The sequence below is a fragment of the Bradyrhizobium sp. Crot121 genome (genome assembly GCF_059512385.1).
Window position 1 is genome coordinate 17,753 of the sequence record NZ_JCAMOR010000023.1, and the last position, 19,569, is coordinate 37,321.

Annotated in this window: 17 protein-coding genes; 12 read left to right on the top strand and 5 right to left on the bottom strand. The window is 63.5% G+C overall.

Going from position 1 to position 19,569, the window contains the following annotated elements:
• Positions 1-9 precede the first annotated feature (9 nt).
• The 4 genes from AC5ZGW_RS20820 to AC5ZGW_RS20835 form a co-directional block, all read right to left on the bottom strand.
• Entirely contained in the window at positions 10-399 is a 390-nt protein-coding gene (locus AC5ZGW_RS20820; protein ID WP_130229886.1) for a RidA family protein, read from the bottom strand.
• Positions 400-438: 39 nt separating this feature from the next.
• A complete protein-coding gene (locus AC5ZGW_RS20825) occupies positions 439-1,059 on the bottom strand; it encodes a DJ-1/PfpI family protein (RefSeq protein WP_130229885.1) in 621 nt (206 codons plus the stop codon).
• 14 nt (positions 1,060-1,073) lie between these two features.
• Complete coding sequence (locus AC5ZGW_RS20830) at positions 1,074-2,378, bottom strand: MFS transporter (protein ID WP_130229884.1); 1,305 nt, start codon at positions 2,376-2,378, stop codon at positions 1,074-1,076.
• Between the two features lie 323 nt (positions 2,379-2,701).
• A complete protein-coding gene (locus AC5ZGW_RS20835; protein ID WP_245475073.1) occupies positions 2,702-3,292 on the bottom strand; it encodes a helix-turn-helix domain-containing protein in 591 nt (196 codons plus the stop codon).
• Between the two features lie 320 nt (positions 3,293-3,612).
• Here AC5ZGW_RS20835 and adh point away from each other — a divergent pair, with 320 nt between their 5' ends.
• The 10 genes from adh to AC5ZGW_RS20885 all read left to right on the top strand — a co-directional run bounded on the left by adh (position 3,613) and on the right by AC5ZGW_RS20885 (position 13,882).
• Entirely contained in the window at positions 3,613-5,130 is a 1,518-nt protein-coding gene (gene adh / locus AC5ZGW_RS20840) for an aldehyde dehydrogenase (protein WP_130229882.1), read from the top strand.
• Between the two features lie 199 nt (positions 5,131-5,329).
• A complete protein-coding gene (pdhA, locus tag AC5ZGW_RS20845) occupies positions 5,330-6,352 on the top strand; it encodes a pyruvate dehydrogenase (acetyl-transferring) E1 component subunit alpha (protein ID WP_028167546.1) in 1,023 nt (340 codons plus the stop codon).
• Between the two features lie 38 nt (positions 6,353-6,390).
• Positions 6,391-7,791: a pyruvate dehydrogenase complex E1 component subunit beta gene (locus AC5ZGW_RS20850; RefSeq protein WP_130229881.1), complete on the top strand. Its 1,401-nt coding sequence runs from the start codon at positions 6,391-6,393 to the stop codon at positions 7,789-7,791.
• A gap of 3 nt (positions 7,792-7,794) precedes the next feature.
• Positions 7,795-8,100, top strand: coding sequence for a DUF5076 domain-containing protein (locus AC5ZGW_RS20855; protein ID WP_028167548.1), 306 nt, complete (start codon positions 7,795-7,797; stop codon positions 8,098-8,100).
• 2 nt (positions 8,101-8,102) lie between these two features.
• Positions 8,103-8,555, top strand: a complete 453-nt coding sequence (locus tag AC5ZGW_RS20860) for a nucleoside deaminase (RefSeq protein WP_028167549.1) — start codon at positions 8,103-8,105, stop codon at positions 8,553-8,555.
• A 96-nt stretch (positions 8,556-8,651) separates the two neighbouring features.
• Complete coding sequence (locus AC5ZGW_RS20865) at positions 8,652-10,016, top strand: pyruvate dehydrogenase complex dihydrolipoamide acetyltransferase (protein WP_496113956.1); 1,365 nt, start codon at positions 8,652-8,654, stop codon at positions 10,014-10,016.
• A 3-nt stretch (positions 10,017-10,019) separates the two neighbouring features.
• Entirely contained in the window at positions 10,020-10,205 is a 186-nt protein-coding gene (locus AC5ZGW_RS20870; protein WP_130226390.1) for a hypothetical protein, read from the top strand.
• Positions 10,205-11,626 carry a dihydrolipoyl dehydrogenase gene (lpdA, locus tag AC5ZGW_RS20875; RefSeq protein WP_130226389.1) on the top strand — a complete coding sequence of 474 codons (1,422 nt, stop codon included), beginning with the start codon at positions 10,205-10,207 and terminating at the stop codon, positions 11,624-11,626. The genes AC5ZGW_RS20870 and lpdA overlap by 1 nt, the downstream gene beginning before the upstream one ends.
• A gap of 18 nt (positions 11,627-11,644) precedes the next feature.
• Positions 11,645-12,886: a threonine synthase gene (locus AC5ZGW_RS20880; protein ID WP_496113957.1), complete on the top strand. Its 1,242-nt coding sequence runs from the start codon at positions 11,645-11,647 to the stop codon at positions 12,884-12,886.
• 27 nt (positions 12,887-12,913) lie between these two features.
• The gene (locus tag AC5ZGW_RS20885) at positions 12,914-13,882 is read left to right on the top strand and encodes a tripartite tricarboxylate transporter substrate binding protein BugD (protein ID WP_130226388.1); all 969 of its coding nucleotides are present in this window, start codon (positions 12,914-12,916) and stop codon (positions 13,880-13,882) included.
• Positions 13,883-13,945: 63 nt separating this feature from the next.
• Here AC5ZGW_RS20885 and AC5ZGW_RS20890 read toward each other — a convergent pair whose 3' ends face one another.
• Positions 13,946-16,147: a lytic transglycosylase domain-containing protein gene (locus tag AC5ZGW_RS20890; protein WP_130226387.1), complete on the bottom strand. Its 2,202-nt coding sequence runs from the start codon at positions 16,145-16,147 to the stop codon at positions 13,946-13,948.
• A gap of 809 nt (positions 16,148-16,956) precedes the next feature.
• On the opposite strand from AC5ZGW_RS20890, the gene ilvD reads away from it, so the two are divergent.
• Positions 16,957-18,681 carry a dihydroxy-acid dehydratase gene (gene ilvD / locus AC5ZGW_RS20895; RefSeq protein WP_130226392.1) on the top strand — a complete coding sequence of 575 codons (1,725 nt, stop codon included), beginning with the start codon at positions 16,957-16,959 and terminating at the stop codon, positions 18,679-18,681.
• Positions 18,668-19,507, top strand: coding sequence for a tetratricopeptide repeat protein (locus AC5ZGW_RS20900; protein WP_028165610.1), 840 nt, complete (start codon positions 18,668-18,670; stop codon positions 19,505-19,507). The genes ilvD and AC5ZGW_RS20900 overlap by 14 nt, the downstream gene beginning before the upstream one ends.
• The last annotated feature ends 62 nt before the right edge of the window (positions 19,508-19,569 follow it).

The window sequence follows — 19,569 nt, forward strand, 5'->3', positions numbered from 1 at the left end:
GTTCACGGCTCATCCTTTCGTGCGTAGCGCAATGGCTTCGACTTCCACCAGCGCATCCTTCGGAAGCCGCGCGACCTCGATGGTCGAGCGCGCCGGAGGCGCATTGCTGAAGAACTCGGCGTAGATCCCGTTCATCACGGCGAAGTCGTCCATGTTCTTCAGGAACACCGTGGTCTTGACGACGCTCTCGAAGGATGCGCCGCCTGCTTCCAGCACCGCGGACAAATTGGCGAGCGACTGGCGTGTCTGCTGTTCGATGCCCTCCGGAATCGTCCCGCTTACAGGATCGATCGGAAGCTGCCCGGACGCAAACACGAGCTGGTCGGTGCGCACGGCCTGCGAGTACGGACCCGCCGCGGGCGCGGCCTTGTCGGTGCTGACGAGGAATTTGGTAGTCATGTGGTCTTCGCTTTCTTTGTCTGACGTTCGAGTCGGGGTCTATCCCGCGAGAAATTCCTCGCGGTTCATGTTGGCTTTGCGTGCGCGCTGATACTCGATGATGCGCGCGGTTTCGCTGGCGACGGCTTCACCCAGCATGCGCTGGATGATGTGCAGTGTGGTGTCGATGCAGAGCGACACGCCTCCGCCCGTCACCACCGCACCGCTGTCGATAATGGGAGCTTCCTGCACGTCGATCTGCGGATACGCGCCGCGCATCCGCCCGAGCGGCGACACTTCCGGCGGCACGACCGCGCGTTTCGTGGTGGCGGCGATGCCGTCGAGCACGCCGCTGGCCGCGAGGATCATGCCGCCCGTGCACACGGAGGCCACCTGCGTCGAGGCATGGACGCGCCTGACATAGTCGAGCGTTGCCTCCGACGCGGCCTGCTGCTCCCACCCCGGACCGCCGGTCACGATGACGACATCGCACACCGGAGCATTGTCGATGCCGAACTGCGCGATGACGTCGAGACCATTGGACAGGCGGATGATGCCCGCCTTCGGTGCGATGGTGCAGATGCGGATGCGAGGAGCGATCCGGCGTGCCATGGACAGCACGCCGAAGGTTGCGAGATCAATCGGCTCGACGCCGTCGTAGATGAAGATGCCAAACAGCATGGAGCTTTTCCGCTTCAGCCGATAGTTTCATCCTTGGTTTCCCGCGCGGCAAAGGCCGCCCACAGCGTCAGGATGGCGATGCCGATCATCATCACCGAGACGCCCGTGGTGCCGCCGAAGTAACCGACCAGCGCCGTAGCGATGATCGGCGAGAATCCGCCGCCGATGGCGGCCGCCGCCTGGAATCCGAACGAAGCGCCGCTGTAGCGAACCCGCGGCCCGAACAGTTCGGGAAAGTAGCTGGATTCCAGTCCGAACATCATGCCGTGCCCGAAATTCATGGCGATGATGATGGCCAGCGTCACCGTGGCGACGCTCTTGGTTTCCAGCATCCAGAACAGGGGAAACGCGAAAGCGATGGTGAACACTGCGCCGAGCATGAAGAACACGCGGCGACCGATCTTGTCCGACAGCCAGCCGAACAGAGGCAGCGTGATCAGCTCGAACAATGCGGCATACATCACCGCATCGAGCATCATCTGCTTGGGCAGCGCCAGTGTCGTTGTGGCGTACACGACCACGAACACCGTGAGCATATAGACCCAGGACACTTCGGACAGCTTCAGGCCGACGGCGATGAGGAATGTCTTGAAGTTTTTGCCGAGAGCCTCGCCGAACGGGTTCTTCGAGAACGAGTCGGTGGCCTTCATCTTCTCGAAGACCGGCGTCTCCGGAACCCGCGAGCGGATGAACGTACCTAGCGCGAGCAGCAGGACGCTGGCCAGGAACGGAATGCGCCAGCCCCACGCCTGGAAGTCGGCCTCGGGAAGCTTCGTCGCCAGCGCAAACACCAGCGTCGCCAGCACCAGGCCGATGGGAAAACCGATCTGCACGAAGCTGCCGTAGAAGCCGCGCTTGTCGGCGGGCGAATGCTCGATGACCATCAGCGAGGCGCCGCCCCACTCGCCGCCAAGGCCGATGCCTTGAATGATGCGCAGCAGGATCAGGAGGATGGGGGCGAGCACACCGATGGAGGCGTAGTTCGGCAGCAATCCGATGCAGAACGTGCTGAGGCCCATGATGAACATCGTGAGCACGAGCATCGACTTGCGTCCCATCCGGTCGCCAAAGTGCCCGAACAGCGCGCCGCCTAGCGGGCGGGCCACAAAGCCGACGGCGTAAGTGCCGAGCGCGGCAAGCGTTCCCGTCAGCGGATCAATGGTCGGAAAGAACGCCTTATTGAACACGAGCGCCGCAGCGGTCGCATAGATCAGGAAGTCATACCACTCAATGATGGTGCCGACGCTGCTCGCAATCACGATCGATCGCATCTTGGAGCCAGCCGTTCGGGTGTCAGATATGGTCGCAGCAATGCTCATTTCCAACTCCTCAAAAAACCCCGGGAACACATTTCCCGTTTATGAGAGGTTTTTCCAAAGTAGTGGATGCAAGCGGTGTGCCGGAATTCTTCCGCCGAAAACGCTGAGCTTTTTCGCAAGCTCGAATGCTTTGATGAATTTGGAAGCTGCTGGCGCTCAAAAAAGCCCGCAAATTCGGCGCTGCATGCGATTGCGGCAAGGCGCCCGCGACCGCGCGCCGACGCCCATCAATTGACCGAAGTGACTGAAAAAGCGGCTCTGGCCGCAGCATCGGTCACGGCGGATCACGTCGCGGTTAGAAGATTAGTTTCCACTTCAGTGGATCACGATCGTACCTTCGCGGTGTCGATCACGAGGAAATACTCGCACGGCGTCTTGCCGAGATTGAGGAATGAATGGTCGGCATCCGCCTGGAAATAAAGGGAATCCCCCTGATTGAGATTGACGCGCTGATCGCCGATCGAGACCCGCATCCGTCCGCGCAGCACGAAGATGTACTCCTCCACGCCCCGACGATGGGCCACGAAGTTTCCGGTGTCCGCTTCCGGCGGTAGCGTGTTGAGCACCCAGTCGATCCCGCGCCCGGGAAGCACGGGAGAAATACACCGCCGCAGGAAGCCGGATTCCTCGTCCCTCAGGATCGGCTGGCGGGCGGCCGGGATATAAACGATTTCGCGTTCGACCGCGGGCGCCATCAGTTGCGAGAACGTGACGCCCAGCGCTTCCGCCAGCTTGGACAGGATCACGGTGGAGGGAACCGTCTCGCAGCGCTCGATCTTGGAGATCATGGAGCGGCTGACACCGGATGCCTCGGCGAGCTGTTCGAGCGAGAAGTTGTTCTTCTTCCGGAAATGACGAATCTCTTCGGCGAGAACCGAAAGCTGAGAACTGTCACTGGGATCTAAAGTGCTCAAACCGGTAATCCTTTTTGATGAGCACTACTCTTACGGATTCAGAGTGGTAAGGGCAATCTGGAGGTTGGATGGGGGCAGTCGCTGTCCTTGTGGTTTATCTGCGCTTCGAGAGAAGTTTCTGGAAGCTCACGCAGCCCTGTCGTCCTCCAGAATGAAACGCGGCGGTCCCTCCGCTGCGAGTGTCGCAAATCTGCGACAGGTCGGTGCCGTGTTCTGATGTCACCCCGCTGACATCCTTGCTTCCGCCCGACATGTTTTTCCTGCCGTCGCGCGGCATGAGCCGGCGATGGTCAGCAATCAAACAATAGCGGGAGTGAAGCATGAACAAGCCTGAATTCCTCACGACATCGACGAACCCGTTCGCGGAGCGGTACGACAATTTCATCGGCGGCAAATGGGTCGCGCCGCGCGCGGGCAAGTATTTCGACAACGCCTCGCCGGTGACCGGCAAGGTGGTCTGCAAGATCGCGCGCTCGGATGCGCAGGACATCGAGCTCGCGCTCGATGCCGCACATGCTGCCAAGGACGCCTGGGGACGCTCCAGCGTCGCGGAGCGGGCCAACATCCTCAACCGGATCGCCGACCGCATGGAGGAGAACCTGGAGCGGCTCGCGATCGCCGAGACCTGGGACAACGGCAAGCCGATCCGCGAGACCCGCGCTGCCGACGTGCCGCTCGCGATCGATCATTTCCGCTACTTCGCCGGCGTCGTGCGCGGGCAGGAGGGGAGCCTCGCCGAGATCGACCACGACACGGTGGCCTATCACTTTCACGAGCCGCTTGGTGTGGTCGGCCAGATCATCCCGTGGAACTTCCCGCTTCTGATGGCGTGCTGGAAGCTGGCGCCTGCGCTGGCCGCCGGCAATTGCGTGGTGTTGAAGCCCGCCGAGCAGACCCCGGCCTCAATCATGGTGTGGATCGAGCTCATTGCCGACCTGCTGCCTGCCGGCGTGCTCAACATCGTCAACGGCTTCGGGTTAGAGGCTGGCAAGCCGCTGGCGTCGAGCCCGCGGATCGCCAAGATCGCCTTCACGGGCGAAACCACGACAGGCCGGCTGATCATGCAGTATGCCAGCCAGAACCTGATCCCGGTCACGCTTGAGCTCGGCGGCAAGTCACCGAACATCTTCTTCAAGGACGTGGCGGCGGAAGATGACGATTTCCTCGACAAGGCGATCGAGGGCTTTGTGATGTTCGCGCTGAACCAGGGCGAGGTCTGCACCTGCCCGAGCCGCGCGTTGGTGCAGGAAGATATCTATGAGCGCTTCATGGAGAAGGCGCTGAAGCGCGTTGCGGCGATCGAGCAGGGCGACCCGCGCAATCCCGCCACCATGATCGGCGCCCAGGCCTCGAACGAGCAGCTCGAGAAGATTCTTTCCTACATCGATATCGGCAACAAGGAAGGGGCCAAGCTCCTGACCGGCGGTGCGCGCGCCATGCTTGGCGGCGATCTCGAAGGCGGCTTCTATGTCCAGCCCACCGTGTTCGAGGGCAACAACCGGATGCGGATCTTCCAGGAGGAGATTTTTGGACCGGTCGTGTCGGTCACGACGTTCAAGACCGATGAGGAGGCGCTCGCCATCGCCAACGACACGCTCTACGGCCTCGGCGCCGGCGTCTGGAGCCGCGATGCCAATCGCTGCTACCGCTTCGGGCGGGCGATCCAGGCCGGCCGCGTCTGGACCAACTGCTACCACGCCTATCCGGCGCACGCGGCGTTCGGCGGCTACAAGCAGTCGGGCATCGGCCGCGAGACCCACAAGATGATGCTCGACCACTACCAGCAGACGAAGAATCTCCTGGTCAGCTACAGCCCCAAGAAGCTCGGCTTCTTCTAATTCCGCGGCGTGATGACGGCGCGAGGTCCGCCCGCGCCGTCATCACGCAATGAAATTCCCAACAAACGCAATCGCTAGCAATATTTTGATTCACGCTGCACTGCGGCATAGCAATTGCTGTGCGACATCACGCAATCCTTCCACGGCCGTTTGAGTTGGGATAGAGAGGGCCAAATCATCCCTCTCATCCGGAAATGCCATGGCCGCACCCAAGAAAAGCGTCACGAAGGACTCAGGGCAGGAGAAGGGGGACGGCTCGCCGCCGGAATTCACCAAGGAGCAGGAACTCAAGGCGCTGCGCGACATGCTGCTGATTCGGCGCTTCGAGGAGAAGGCCGGCCAGCTCTACGGCATGGGCGCGATCGGCGGCTTCTGCCATCTCTATATCGGCCAGGAGGCCGTCGTCGTCGGCATGCAGATGACCCTGAAGAAGGGTGACCAGGTCATAACGGGCTACCGGGACCACGGGCACATGCTGGCCTGCGGCATGGATGCCAAGGGCGTGATGGCCGAGCTGACCGGACGCCGCGGCGGCTATTCCAAGGGCAAGGGCGGCTCCATGCACATGTTCAGCGTGGCCGAGCATTTCTACGGCGGCCACGGCATCGTCGGCGCGCAGGTCTCGCTCGGCACCGGGCTCGCCTTCGCCAACCGTTACCGGGAAAACGATTTCGTGAGCCTGGCCTATTTCGGCGACGGCGCCGCCAACCAGGGCCAGGTCTATGAAAGCTTCAACATGGCCGAGCTGTGGAAGCTGCCGGTAGTCTACATCATCGAGAACAATCGCTATGCCATGGGCACCTCGGTGACGCGGTCCTCGGCGCAGACCGATTTCTCCAAGCGCGGCATCTCCTTCAACATCCCGGGCCGGCAGGTCGACGGCATGGACGTGCGCGCGGTGAAGGCGGCAGGCGAGGAGGCGGTCGCCTGGTGCCGCGCCGGCAAGGGCCCCTATATCCTGGAAATGCAGACCTACCGCTACCGCGGCCACTCGATGTCCGATCCGGCCAAGTACCGAACCCGCGAGGAGGTGGAGAAGGTCCGCCATGACCAAGACCCGATCGAGCAGGTCCGCAACCGTCTGCTCGCCGCCGATGTCAGCGAGCAGGACTTGAAGTCGATCGATGCCGAGGTGCGCGATATCGTCAATGCCGCTGCCGACTTCGCCCAGCACGATCCCGAGCCCGATCCGTCCGAGCTCTACACCGACGTCTACCGCTAAGCGCAGACTGAAAACGAAAGAGTTATCCGGGAGCCGATATGCCCATTCAAGTTCTCATGCCTGCGCTGTCGCCCACGATGGAGAAGGGCAACCTCGCCAAATGGCTGAAAAAGGAAGGCGAGCCGATCAAGTCGGGTGACGTCATCGCCGAGATCGAGACCGACAAAGCCACGATGGAGGTCGAGGCCACCGATGAGGGCACGCTCGGCAAGATCCTGATCCCGGAAGGCACCGCCGACGTCGCCGTCAACACGCCGATCGCGACCATCCTGGCCGACGGCGAAAGCGCCGCCGATCTCGCCAAGGCCGCCAGCCCTGCCAAGCAGGAGAAGGCCGCCGAGTCGGCGCCCCCGGCGCAGGCCAAGGCCGAAGCGCCTGCGCCCAAGGCAGAAGAGAAAGTGCCGGCCGCACCGAAGGCGGTCAGCGAGCCTGAGGCGGAGGTGCCCGCCGGCACCGAGATGATCACCCAGACCATCCGCGAAGCGCTGCGCGACGCCATGGCGGAGGAGATGCGGCGCGATCCTGATGTCTTCCTGATGGGCGAAGAGGTCGCCGAATATCAGGGCGCCTACAAGGTGAGCCAAGGACTGCTGCAGGAGTTCGGCGCGCGGCGCGTGATCGATACGCCGATCACCGAGCATGGCTTTGCCGGCATCGGCATCGGCGCGGCGATGGCGGGCCTGAAGCCGATCGTCGAGTTCATGACCTTCAACTTTGCCATGCAGGCGATGGACCAGCTCATCAACTCCGCCGCCAAGACGCTCTATATGTCCGGCGGCCAGATGGGCTGCTCGATCGTGTTCCGCGGGCCAAACGGCGCCGCCGCCCGCGTCGCTGCGCAGCACAGCCAGGACTATTCGTCCTGGTACTCGCACATTCCGGGCCTCAAGGTGGTCGCGCCGTTCTCGGCCGCCGACTACAAGGGCCTGCTCAAGGCCGCTATCCGCGATCCCAATCCGGTGATCTTCCTCGAGAACGAGGTGCTGTACGGCCATTCCGGCGAGGTGCCGAAGCTCGACGACTATATCGTGCCGATCGGCAAGGCGCGGGTCGCGCGGAAGGGCCAGCACGTCACCATCATCTCCTGGTCCAACGGCATGACCTATTCGCTGAGGGCCGCCGACGAGCTCGCCAAGGAAGGCATCGAGGCCGAGGTGGTCGATCTGCGCACGCTGCGTCCGATGGACACCGAGACCATCGTCGCGTCGATCCAGAAGACCGGCCGCGCGGTGACGGTCGAGGAGGGGTGGCAACAGAGCGGCGTCGGCGCCGAGGTCGCCGCCCGCATCATGGAGCATGCTTTCGATTATCTGGATGCGCCGGTTACGCGCGTATCCGGCAAGGACGTGCCGATGCCCTACGCAGCCAATCTGGAGAAGATGGCCTTGCCTTCGGTTGCCGAGGTGGTGGAAGCCGCCAAAGCTGTTTGTTACCGGTGACGCATGACGGGCCCGCAGGAACAGCCGCTACCGCCTGACGTGATGGGTCGCGACGACGCGATCGAGGTGCTGCGCGCCTTTGTCGTCGACGGCGGGCTTTCGATCGCCTTCCAGCGCGCCTTCGAGGAGCCGGATATGTGGGGCCTGATGCTGGTCGACATCGCCCGTCATGCCGCACGCGCCTATGCGCGCGAGAGCGAGTACACCGAGGAAGAGGCGCTCGCTCGCATCATCGACATGTTCCAGGCTGAGGTCGCGCGGCCGACCGATCCGGGCAGCACCACGCCGCGATCGAAACAGGGGCATTGATCGTGACCGTCGAGCAATACCACTACGACTTCATGGCGGAAGCGATCCGCGAGGCGGAGATCGGCATCTCCGAGGGCGGATTGCCGATCGGCGCGGTGCTGACACGCGACAACAAGATCGTCGCGCGCGGCCATAACCGGCGGATGCAGGAGAAGAACGTCATCCTGCACGGCGAGATGTCGTGCCTGCGCGACGCCGGCCTGATCTCGTTCCATGATACGGTCATGTACACGACGCTGTCGCCATGCTCGATGTGCGCCGGTGCGATCGGATTGTTCAAGCTGAAGCTGCTCGTCATCGGGGAGTCCGTGACGTTCCCGGGCAGCAAGGACATCCTGACGCAATTCGGTATCCCCTTCATCGATCTCGCCGACACGAGGTCGATCGACATGATGAAGAACTGGCGCTCGGATCCCGCCAACGAGCGCACCTGGCAGGGCGATATCGGCAATTGAGGCGTCCTCTGCCCATACCGAACCGCCCAGACGATTCCGGCTGGTTTCCTCCCGCGACGGAAGCCGCCATGCAAAAGTTAGCTTTGTGAGGTCACCATGCCCATCAACATCCTGATGCCCGCGCTGTCGCCAACCATGGAGAAGGGCAATCTGGCCAAATGGCTCAAGAAGGAGGGCGACAAGGTCAAGTCCGGCGACGTGATCGCGGAGATCGAGACCGACAAGGCGACGATGGAAGTCGAGGCGGTCGACGAGGGCACCATCGCCAAGATCCTGGTGCCTGAAGGCACGCAGGACGTTCCGGTCAATGACGTGATCGCGGTGCTGGCCGGCGACGGCGAGGACGTGAAGGCGGCCGCGAGCGGCGCCGGAGCTGCGCCGCCGAAAGCCGCTGAGGCGCCTGCCGCAAAGCCCGCACCGGCGCCAGCGCCGGCTCCCGCCCAACCAGCGCCGGCACCGAAAGCTGCTGCGCCTGCGGCAGCACCGGCACCAGCGCCGCAAGCCGCAGCACCGGCGCCCCGGGGCAACGGTCACGCCCGCATCTTCTCGTCACCGCTGGCACGACGCCTTGCCAAGGAAGCCGGCATCGAGCTCGGGCGCATCAACGGCAGCGGCCCGCACGGCCGCATCGTCGCGCGCGACGTCGAGGAGGCGAGGTCCGGCAAGGGCCTGAAGGCGCCGCCGGCCGCGCCCAGCACGACGCCGTCCATCGCGCCGTCGATGTCGGACCAGCAGATCCTCGCGCTGTTCGAGCCGGGTTCGTATGAGATCGTGCCGCATGACGGCATGCGCCGCACCATCGCGCAGCGCCTCACCGCGTCGATCCAGCAGATCCCGCATTTCTATCTGACGATCGACTGCGACATCGGCAAGCTGCTCGTCGCGCGCGAGGAGATCAACGCCGCCGCGCCGAAGGACGCCGACAAGAAGCCGCTCTACAAGCTCTCGGTCAATGACTTCGTCATCAAGGCGATGGCGGTCGCGCTGCAGAAGATACCGAACTGCAATGTGAGCTGGACCGAAGGCGGCATGGTCAAGCACAAGCATTCCGACCTCGGCGTTGCGGTAGCGATGCCGGGCGGCCTGATCACGCCGATCATCCGGAGAGCGGAGACCAAGACGCTGTCGGTCATCTCCGGCGAGATGAAGGACTTCGCCGTCCGAGCCCGCTCGCGGAAATTGAAGCCGGAGGAATATCAGGGCGGCACCACGGCAGTCTCCAACCTCGGCATGTACGGCATCAACCACTTCACCGCCGTGATCAACCCGCCGCATGCGACGATCCTGGCCGTCGGCGCCAGCGAGGAGCGCCCCGTGGTGCGGAACGGCAAGATCGAGATCGCCAGCATCATGAGCGTGACGCTGTCCTGCGATCATCGCGCCATCGACGGCGCGCTCGGCGCCGAGCTGATCGGCGCCTTCAAGCAGCTCATCGAAAACCCCGTCATGATGATGGTGTGATGCGTGACCTCCAACGCATTGCTCTATGGTCCCTATGTTCTCGCAATAGCGCTGGCGATTGCTGCGCTGATCGTCCGTGCGCGTGATCTGGCATCGACCACCCAGTTCCGGATGATGCTGGGCGGCGCCGGGCTGCTTGCGCTTGGATGGACCGGATTCCTGGTTGCTCTGGCTAGATCGGATTTGTGATGGCTGACACTTCCTTCGACGTTATCATCATCGGCGCTGGCCCCGGCGGCTACGTCACCGCGATTCGCGCCGCGCAGCTCGGCTTCAAGACCGCTGTGGTGGAGAAGGCCTATCTCGGCGGCATCTGCAACAATTGGGGCTGCATCCCGACCAAGGCGCTGCTGCGCTCGGCGGAAGTCTATCATCTGATGCAGCACGCCAAGGATTACGGCCTGTCGGCGGACAACATCTCGTTCGATCCGAAGGCGGTGGTGCAGCGCTCGCGCAACGTGGTGAAGCGGCTCAACGAGGGCGTCGGCTTCCTGTTCCGCAAGAACAAGATCACGACCATCTGGGGCGAAGCGACGATCGATGCGCCAGGCAAGCTGACGGTCAAGAAGTCTTCCGTCGAGGCGCCGAAGGGCGCGCTCGGCGAGGGCACCTACCAGGCAAAACACATCATCATCGCGACCGGCGCGCGGCCGCGCGTACTGCCGGGACTCGAGCCCGACAAGAAGCTGGTCTGGACCTATTTCGAAGCGATGGTCCCCGACAAGATGCCGAAATCACTGCTTGTGATCGGCTCCGGCGCGATCGGCATCGAGTTCGCCTCGTTCTACCGTACCCTCGGCGCGGAGGTGACGGTCGTCGAAGTGCTGCCGCAGATCCTGCCGGTCGAGGATACCGAAATCGCGAAATTCGCGCACAAGGCGTTCGAGAAGCAGGGCATCAAGATATTCACCAACACAAAGGTGACAAAGCTCGACAAGAAGAGCGACAGCGTGGTCGCGACCATCGACGACGGCAAGGGCAAGCCGCAGACCATGGAGTTTGACCGCGTGATCTCCGCCGTCGGCGTGGTCGGCAATGTCGAAGGCATCGGGCTGGAGAAGCTCGGCGTGAAGGCCGAGCGCGGCATCATCGCGATCGATGGCTTCTGCCGGACCAACGTCCCCGGCATCTATGCGATCGGCGACGTCGCTGGTCCCCCGATGCTCGCGCACAAGGCCGAGCATGAAGGCATCGTCTGCGTCGAGGCGATCAAGGGCCTGCATCCGCACCCGATGGACAAGAACATGATCCCGGGCTGCACCTATTGCTATCCGCAGGTGGCGTCCGTCGGCATGACCGAGGCCAAGGCCAAGGAAGCCGGACGCGACATTCGTGTCGGCCGCTTCCCGTTCGTCGGCAACGGCAAGGCGATCGCGCTCGGCGAGGACCAGGGTATGGTCAAGGTGATCTTCGACAAGAAGACCGGCCAGCTCCTCGGCGCGCACATGGTCGGCGCTGAGGTCACCGAGCTGATCCAGGGCTATGTGATCGCGATGAACCTCGAGACGACAGAAGAAGAGCTGATGCACACCATCTTCCCGCATCCGACACTGTCGGAGATGATGAAGGAAGCGGTGCTGGACGCCTACGGGCGCGTCCTCAACATGTAACGAGAGGGACGGCGAACCGTGAAAGACAACGACAATCTCACCATCGAACGCCCGACCTTCGTCACCCATCTCGAATGCGCGATGGAGGGGGATCACTATCCCGCCGACCAGGTGCACAACCTCTCCAAGGCCGGCAAGCCGCTCTTGGTGCGCTATGACCTCGAGGGCGTGAAGAAGGCGCTGAGCAAGGATGCGCTGAAGCAGCGTCCCGCCGACATGTGGCGCTATCGCGAATTGTTGCCGGTGCGCCAATGCAAGGACATCGTCAGCCTCGGCGAGGTGACGACGCCGTTGATCCGGCTGCCGAAACTCGGCGCCAGGCTCGGCGGCGGCGAGATCATCGTCAAGGACGAGGGGCGGCTGCCGACCGGCTCGTTCAAGGCGCGCGGCCTCGTCATGGCGGTGTCGATGGGCAAGGCGCTCGGCATCAAGCACATGGCGATGCCGACCAACGGCAATGCCGGTGCCGCGCTCGCCGCTTACGCCACCGCCTGCGGCATCAAGACCACGATCTTCTGCCCGGCCGACACGCCGGAAGTGAATGTCAGCGAGATCGAGTTGCAGGGCGCGACCGTTTACCGCGTCAACGGCCTGATCGATGATTGCGGCAAGATCGTCGGCGAGGGCAAGGCCAAGGTCGGCTGGTTCGACACGTCGACCTTGAAGGAGCCGTACCGGATCGAGGGCAAGAAGACGATGGGGCTTGAGCTGGCCGAGCAGCTCGGCTGGGACGTGCCGGACGTGATCTTCTATCCGACCGGCGGCGGCACCGGCCTGATCGGCATGTGGAAGGCCTTTGCCGAACTGGAGGCGATCGGCTTCATCGGCAGCAAGCGCCCGCGCATGGTCGCGGTGCAGGCCTCCGGCTGCGCGCCGATGGTGCGTGCTTTTGAAGCAGGCACCGAGCACGCGACGCGCTGGGAAGACGCGCACACCATCGCCTCCGGCATCCGCGTGCCGCAGGCGATCGGAGATTTTTTAATCCTGCGCGCGGTCCGCGAGAGCAAAGGTTTCGCCATTGCGGTCGAAGACGATAAGATTTCTGCTGCGCTGAGCGAAGTTGCGCGCGAGGAGGGGCTGTTGCTGTGCCCCGAGGGCGCGGCCACTTACGCGGCCTACAAGCAGAGCCTCGCCGACGGACGCGTCACTAAAAGCGATCGCGTGATGCTGTTCAATTGCGCTACAGGTCTTAAGTACCCGCTGCCGCCGGTCACGCGCACGCTCGATCGTTTCAAGCCGATCGACTTCGCGCAATTCTAAGCCGGACATTTTCGAATGGAGTAGGCGATGCGAAAGGTAGTCTTGGCGTTCCTTGCGGTGTTGACATGGTGCGGCGCCGCCGTCGCCCAGAACTATCCTTCGCATCCGATCACTATCATCGTGCCGTTCTCCGCCGGCGGGCCGTCGGATGCGATGGCGCGTATCCTCGCCGAGCGGATGAAGGCCTCGCTAGGAGAGACGCTCCTGATCGAGAACGTCACGGGAGCGGGCGGCTCGATCGGCGTCGGCCGCGCAGTACGCTCGCCGGCGGACGGCTACACGATCTCGTTCGGCCATCTCGGCACGCATGTCGCCAACGGCGCCGTCTACAAGCTCGGCTATGACCTCGTCGCCGATCTCGAGCCGGTGGTGCTGTTGCCGAGCAATCCGATGATCATCGTCAGCAAGAACGCGATCCCCGCCAAATCGCTAAGCGAACTCTTGGCCTGGCTGAAGTCGCGACCGTCGCCGCCGACCGCCGGCACTGCGGGCGCCGGCTCCGGCAGCCACATCGCCGGGCTCTATTTCGAGACCGTCTCCGGCATCAAATTGCAATATGTGCCATATCGCGGCACCGCGCCGGCGTTGAACGATCTCGTTGCGGGGCAGATCGACATCATGATCGATCAGACCTCCAACTCGATCAACCAGGTTCGCGCCGGCACCATCCGCGCCTATGCCGTCACCGACGACAGGCGCGTCGACTCTGCGGCCGAGGTCCCAACCACCGATGAAGCCGGTCTGCCCGGCTTCCACATGACGCTGTGGTCCGGCCTTTGGGTGCCCAAGGGCACGCCGAAGGAGATCGTCGCCAAGCTGAACGCCGCGGCCGTCGAGGCGCTGAACGATCCCGCGGCCGTGAAACAGCTCGAAAACCTCGGCCTGCGCATGCCGCCGAAGAATCAGCTCACGCCCGAAGCCCTCGGCGCCTGGCAGAAGGCCGAGATCGCAAAATGGTGGCCGATGATCAAGGACGCCGACGTCAAGGTGGATTGAGGTTGTAGTCGGTAGCCCGGGTGAAGCGAAGCGCAACCCGGGACAGTGCGAGCCGCAAGGGAATCACTGCGCCGCGCCTGCCGGCGCGGTCGCCGCGGCGTTTGTTTCCTGCGTAACCACGCGCTGATCGGTCTTCGTTGCCACCGCCGTGCCGCTGCCAAAACGCGCGCGGTAGACCAGCAAGTTCTCCATCACGCGCTGCACATAATTGCGCGTCTCGGAGATCGGAATGCGCTCGACCCAATCGACCGGATCCACGTTCGGATCGCGTGGGTCGCCATAGGCCTTCACCCAGTCGCGCACGCGGCCGCGGCCGGCGTTGTAGCCGGCGAAGGTCATGATGTGACAACCCTTGTAATCCGCGAGCAGGGCGCTGAGTTCGGCTGCACCCATCTGGGTGTTGTAGACGGGATCGGAAACCATCCGGTCCCAGTCATAGGTCACGCCGAAGCGCTTGGCGGTGTCACGGCCGGCTTCCGGCGTCACCTGCATCAGTCCGACCGCATTGGCCGGCGACTTGTCGCGCTGGTCGAAGGCGCTCTCGGTGCGGGCCACCGAATAGATCACGCTGCGCTCGACCTCGGGCGCGACCTGAGTGTGGTTGGGGATCCCGATGGTTGGGAAGGCATAGCGCTCGAGCGCAAGGCCGCGCCCGAGCGCCGATTTGCCGAGTTGCAGCATGGCGGCCGCGTCGTTGCGACGGGCCGTAAGCTCGCCGAGCGCGTTAAGCGTGGCGACGTCGGTGCTCTGCTCGCCGAGATCGGTGGCGAAATACAGCGCCACGTCGCGTTCGCCAATCTGGTAGAGCATATCGGCGGCCCGTACGCGCTCGTCTGCGGCCGCCATATCGTCGGAGGCAGGGGCCGGCGAGGGCGTCCGCAGCTCGATGGCATCAAGGCCCAGCCTGGCGCGCGCGAGCTGTCCGTAATAGGCGGTCGGGTAGCGCGCGGCGGCCTCAAAGCTGGCGCGCATCGCGTCCTTTTCTCCAAGCGCTTCGGCGGCGCGTCCGCGCCAGTAGTTGGCGCGCGCCAGCACGATCGGATTGGCCGCGCCTTCGTCGATGCGCGCGAAGTGCGTCGCCGCCGTCACGGGATCGTTGAGATAGCGCAAGGCGATCCAGCCGCACGTGGAGTGGAAATCAGCGCGGTAATATTCGTTGGCCGGCAGCGCGGCGGCGGCGACAACCTGGTATGCGGTCTGGAACTTGCCCTGATCGAGCAGCTTGCGGGCCAGCGAGCGCCGCTCGCGCCACCATTGATCGGTGTCCTGCAGCGCCATGGCCTCGGGCGCGGCCGATAGCACCAGGTCCGCCGCGTCATCAACGCGGTTCTCGCCGAGCAGCCACTGCAGGCGGCAAAGCGTGTAGCCGAGATCCTTGCGGGCCTCGGTTGCGACATCATTGAGCTGGTCGAGCGCCTTGCTCGATTTCGCGGCCACCGCGCCGCACGCCTTCACGATCGCAAGCTCGTCGCTGCCGAGCCGTTGTGCCGCACGCTTGGCGCCGGCAAGATCCTTGGCGCCGATCCGCTTGTCCATGCGCGCGCGGTGATCCTCGCGGGTGAGGAGATCACCGAACACCTCGTACGCGTCGCCTTCCAGCCGATCCGACAATTCCTCCGAGCGCCAGGCGTCGCTCACCAGACGCGCAGCACCATCGCGGTCGCCTTCGGTTAGGAGCACACGCGCCAGCGCGAATTTGCCCTTGGAGCTGGTGGGCCGATCGCGGGTGAAGCGATGAACCGTGGCCGCATCGCTGCGCTCCTGCCACAGCCGCCCCTCGGCCTTGCGGCGCAATAGCGCCATGCTCGGCCAATCCGGATTGGCGGCCATGAACGCCGCATACCGGCTGAAATTCGCCGTCGTCTCCGTGTGGCGCAGGATGTACCATTCGACCAGCTTCTGGCCCGCCGGGTCGGTGATCTTGTCTCTCGTGGCGGTCGCCTCTTCCGTCTTCGCCTTGCGCGCCAGATCGATCCCGTCTTTCACCAGCGCGAGATCGCCCGACAGTGCCGGCGTCGGCGCAGCAGCTTCCTTCGCAGATGCATCCTTCGATTGCTTCGACTTGCGGCGCGCATCGGCGTGCTTGCCACGTCCGCGTTTTCCGCCTGCGGCGTCACGCTGGTTGCGCGCCTTCGACGCCTTCGCGTCGCTCGTCTTCTTGATGTGCGCTTGCTTGTGGCTCGAGCGCGCCGTCGCATCCGTCGAGAACAGCGCGAGCACAGCCACCGTGAGGAGACAAGACAGCGAACGTAAGCACTGGTTCATTCCATGGTCCCCCTGCGAACCATTAGACAAACCAAGTCGCAAACCGTGCGGCTTGAGTGACCTAAGGTTATCACAGCGTCGATTCACAACTGTCGCGCTCAGGCCACAGAGCGCAAAAAACGCTGAAGTGAATGGAACTCTAACCGCGGTTGAATTGCGGATTGATCGAGATGGAACTTCGCATCTGCCAATGGTCGCGTTTGTCGTATGATGTTCCCACCGAACAGACGCGAACGGCGCGAACTCAGCCGATAATCTTGGCCAAAGAGAGGTGAAGCGAGGTGTAACCTCGGGCACATCGCCTCGCGAGAACGGGACCTCGCATCCTCTTCGCTATTCGAAATTTCAATTCAATCCGGCCTCGCGTCGTTCGCCCGCTTGACCAGAGACTGATAATCACCGGGCTTGCTGATCTGGAAAGCGGCGGCGGCTGGATAGCGTCACGTCAACCTCTGGTGGCTATGAACAGCCGCTTTCCGAAGCGAGAATCGCAGCGTGAGTCGAGCTGAGCGAAACCCGGCCTTCGCTATGACGGTCTTCCGTGTTGGGTTTTCGCGCGCCCTAAAAACGCCTGCTAAGCGCCCGGAACGCGTCCAAATGGTTGCTAAGGGGCAACGTTTGTTGCGATGAGGCAACAGTTCTCTAAGATTTAACCGTTTAATTGGCCGGGTCTTGCACCCGCCGCTTTTTAGCCACACCCCTGCATGAAATGATGCTTTGTAAGGCTAAAGCCACGGCACTCGCGAAGCGATGGGATGATCACCATTTCCCGGGTCAAGGCAGAGATGGCTAGGGAAACTGGGTTCGCGATGGACGCCAAGACCAAGCTCAAGAACAGACTGCCAAGCCGCCACGTGACCGAGGGTCCCGAGCGCGCCCCGCATCGTTCGTATCTCTATGCCATGGGGCTCACCACCGAGCAGATCCACCAGCCGTTCGTCGGCGTGGCCACCTGCTGGAACGAAGCCGCGCCGTGCAACATCTCGCTGATGCGCCAGGCCCAGGCGGTGAAGAAGGGCGTGGCCTCCGCCGGCGGCACCCCGCGCGAATTCTGCACCATCACCGTCACCGACGGCATCGCCATGGGCCATGACGGCATGCGCTCGTCGCTGCCATCTAGGGAATGCATCGCCGACTCGGTTGAACTGACCGTGCGCGGTCACTCCTACGACGCCTTGGTTGGCCTCGCCGGCTGCGACAAGTCGTTGCCGGGTATGATGATGGCGATGGTCCGCCTCAACGTGCCCTCGATCTTCATCTATGGCGGCTCGATCCTTCCAGGCAATTTCCGCGGCCAGCAGGTCACCGTCCAGGACATGTTCGAAGCCGTCGGCAAGCACTCGGTCGGCGCCATGTCGGATGCCGATCTCGACGAGATCGAGCGTGTGGCCTGTCCGTCGGCCGGTGCCTGCGGCGCCCAGTTTACCGCCAACACCATGGCGACCGTGTCGGAAGCGATCGGGCTCGCACTCCCGTATTCTGCCGGGGCGCCGGCGCCTTACGAGATCCGCGACGCGTTCTGCGCCGCCGCCGGCGAGAAGATCATGGAGCTGGTCGCCAAGAACATCCGGCCGCGCGACATCATCACCCGTAAATCCCTGGAGAATGCTGCGGCCGTGGTCGCGGCCTCTGGTGGCTCGACCAATGCCGGCCTGCATCTGCCGGCGATCGCCAATGAATGCGGCATCAAGTTCGATCTGTTCGACGTGGCGGAAATCTTCAAAAAGACTCCGTACGTCGCGGATTTGAAGCCGGGCGGCCGTTATGTTGCCAAAGACATGTTTGAAGCTGGCGGCATTCCGCTGCTGATGAAGACGCTGCTCGATAACGGTTACCTCCACGGCGATTGCCTGACCGTGACGGGCCGAACGATCGCCGAAAACCTCAAAAGCGTGAAATGGAATCCGCATCAGGACGTGGTTCGTCCGGCGGACAAGCCGATCACCGTCACCGGCGGTGTCGTCGGCTTGAAGGGTAATCTTGCGCCGGAAGGAGCGATCGTGAAGGTCGCGGGCATGTCGAACTTGAAGTTTACCGGGCCTGCCCGTTGCTTCGACCGCGAGGAGGACGCCTTCGAGGCGGTCCAGAAGCGGACCTATAAGGAAGGCGAGGTCATCGTCATCCGCTATGAGGGGCCGAAGGGCGGTCCCGGCATGCGGGAAATGCTGGCAACGACGGCAGCGCTGACCGGGCAGGGCATGGGCGGCAAGATCGCGCTGATCACCGACGGCCGGTTCTCGGGCGCCACAAGAGGCTTCTGCATCGGTCATGTCGGACCGGAAGCCGCCATCGGCGGACCGATCGCGCTGTTGCAGGACGGCGACATCATCGAGATCGACGCGGTGGCCGGGACCCTTAACGTAAAGTTGAGCAACGCCGAACTCGCCGAACGCAAGACCAAATGGGCCCCTCGCGCGACTAACCACACATCTGGTGCGCTGTGGAAGTATGCCCAGCAGGTCGGGCCTGCGGTGGATGGCGCGGTCACCCATCCAGGTGGCGCGCACGAGAAACAGTGTTATGCGGACATTTGAGCGTACGATTATTGCGTTGATTTTAGGGGCCATTCCGGTGGCAGGCCCCGGATTCGCGTTCGACGGCGCCCCGGTCAATCCATCGGACGCCACGCTGCCGATGGTTTCCCCTCAGCCCAGCGCTGGGGGCGGATTGAAGCGGATCGCGGTTCCGCCGCCCACCGCGAATGCCGCCAATTCCACGAGTTCCTTCTCGTCGCTGCAATTTGCCGCAGAGGGCGGCCATCCCGTCGCCCAGTGGAAGCTCGGGCGGATGTACGCCGAGGGCGACGGTGTCGCCCAAGATGACCTGCGCGCCTTCGAATATTTCAGCCGCATCGCCAATGCGCATGCCGAAGATAGTCCCTCGGCGCCGCAGGCGACGATCGTGGCCCAGGCCTTCGTGGCGCTGGGGCGGTACTACCTCAACGGCATCCCGAACTCGAAGATCAAGGCGGACACCGACCGGGCGCGGGAGATGTTCTCTTATGCCGCCTCCTATTTCGGCAATGCCGACGCCCAGTATGACCTCGCCCGGCTCTATCTGAAGACGCCGGACGCCTCGCGGGAAGATTTCCGCTATGGCGCGCGCTGGCTCGGGCTTGCCGCCCAGAAGGGCCAGCACCAGGCCCAAGCGCTGCTCGGACAGATGCTGTTCAACGGCGACCGGCTGCCGCCGCAGCGGGCCCGCGGCCTGATGTGGCTGACGCTCGCCCGCGACAGCGCCGCTCCCGACGAGATGTGGATCAAGGAAAGCTATAACCGCGCGTTCGCCAAGGCCTCCGACGACGACCGCGCGATGGCGCTGCAGATGCTCGAGCACTGGGTGCAGGGCCGCCGCGACTAGCCAAGATTGGGTCGCCTGCATCCTCGACTGGAGGCCGCACTTCCTCGTCCGTTAGCGGGAAG

What these genes read in the sequence shown, in the direction of transcription:
- AC5ZGW_RS20820 (WP_130229886.1), bottom strand. Translation starts at nt 399, where the DNA reads ATGACTACCAAATTCCTCGTCAGCACCGACAAGGCCGCGCCCGCGGCG.
- AC5ZGW_RS20825 (WP_130229885.1), bottom strand. Translation starts at nt 1,059, where the DNA reads ATGCTGTTTGGCATCTTCATCTACGACGGCGTCGAGCCGATTGATCTC.
- AC5ZGW_RS20830 (WP_130229884.1), bottom strand. Translation starts at nt 2,378, where the DNA reads ATGAGCATTGCTGCGACCATATCTGACACCCGAACGGCTGGCTCCAAG.
- adh (WP_130229882.1), top strand. Translation starts at nt 3,613, where the DNA reads ATGAACAAGCCTGAATTCCTCACGACATCGACGAACCCGTTCGCGGAG.
- pdhA (WP_028167546.1), top strand. Translation starts at nt 5,330, where the DNA reads ATGGCCGCACCCAAGAAAAGCGTCACGAAGGACTCAGGGCAGGAGAAG.
- AC5ZGW_RS20850 (WP_130229881.1), top strand. Translation starts at nt 6,391, where the DNA reads ATGCCCATTCAAGTTCTCATGCCTGCGCTGTCGCCCACGATGGAGAAG.
- AC5ZGW_RS20855 (WP_028167548.1), top strand. Translation starts at nt 7,795, where the DNA reads ATGACGGGCCCGCAGGAACAGCCGCTACCGCCTGACGTGATGGGTCGC.
- AC5ZGW_RS20865 (WP_496113956.1), top strand. Translation starts at nt 8,652, where the DNA reads ATGCCCATCAACATCCTGATGCCCGCGCTGTCGCCAACCATGGAGAAG.
- lpdA (WP_130226389.1), top strand. Translation starts at nt 10,205, where the DNA reads ATGGCTGACACTTCCTTCGACGTTATCATCATCGGCGCTGGCCCCGGC.
- AC5ZGW_RS20885 (WP_130226388.1), top strand. Translation starts at nt 12,914, where the DNA reads ATGCGAAAGGTAGTCTTGGCGTTCCTTGCGGTGTTGACATGGTGCGGC.
- AC5ZGW_RS20890 (WP_130226387.1), bottom strand. Translation starts at nt 16,147, where the DNA reads ATGAACCAGTGCTTACGTTCGCTGTCTTGTCTCCTCACGGTGGCTGTG.
- ilvD (WP_130226392.1), top strand. Translation starts at nt 16,957, where the DNA reads ATGGACGCCAAGACCAAGCTCAAGAACAGACTGCCAAGCCGCCACGTG.
- AC5ZGW_RS20900 (WP_028165610.1), top strand. Translation starts at nt 18,668, where the DNA reads ATGCGGACATTTGAGCGTACGATTATTGCGTTGATTTTAGGGGCCATT.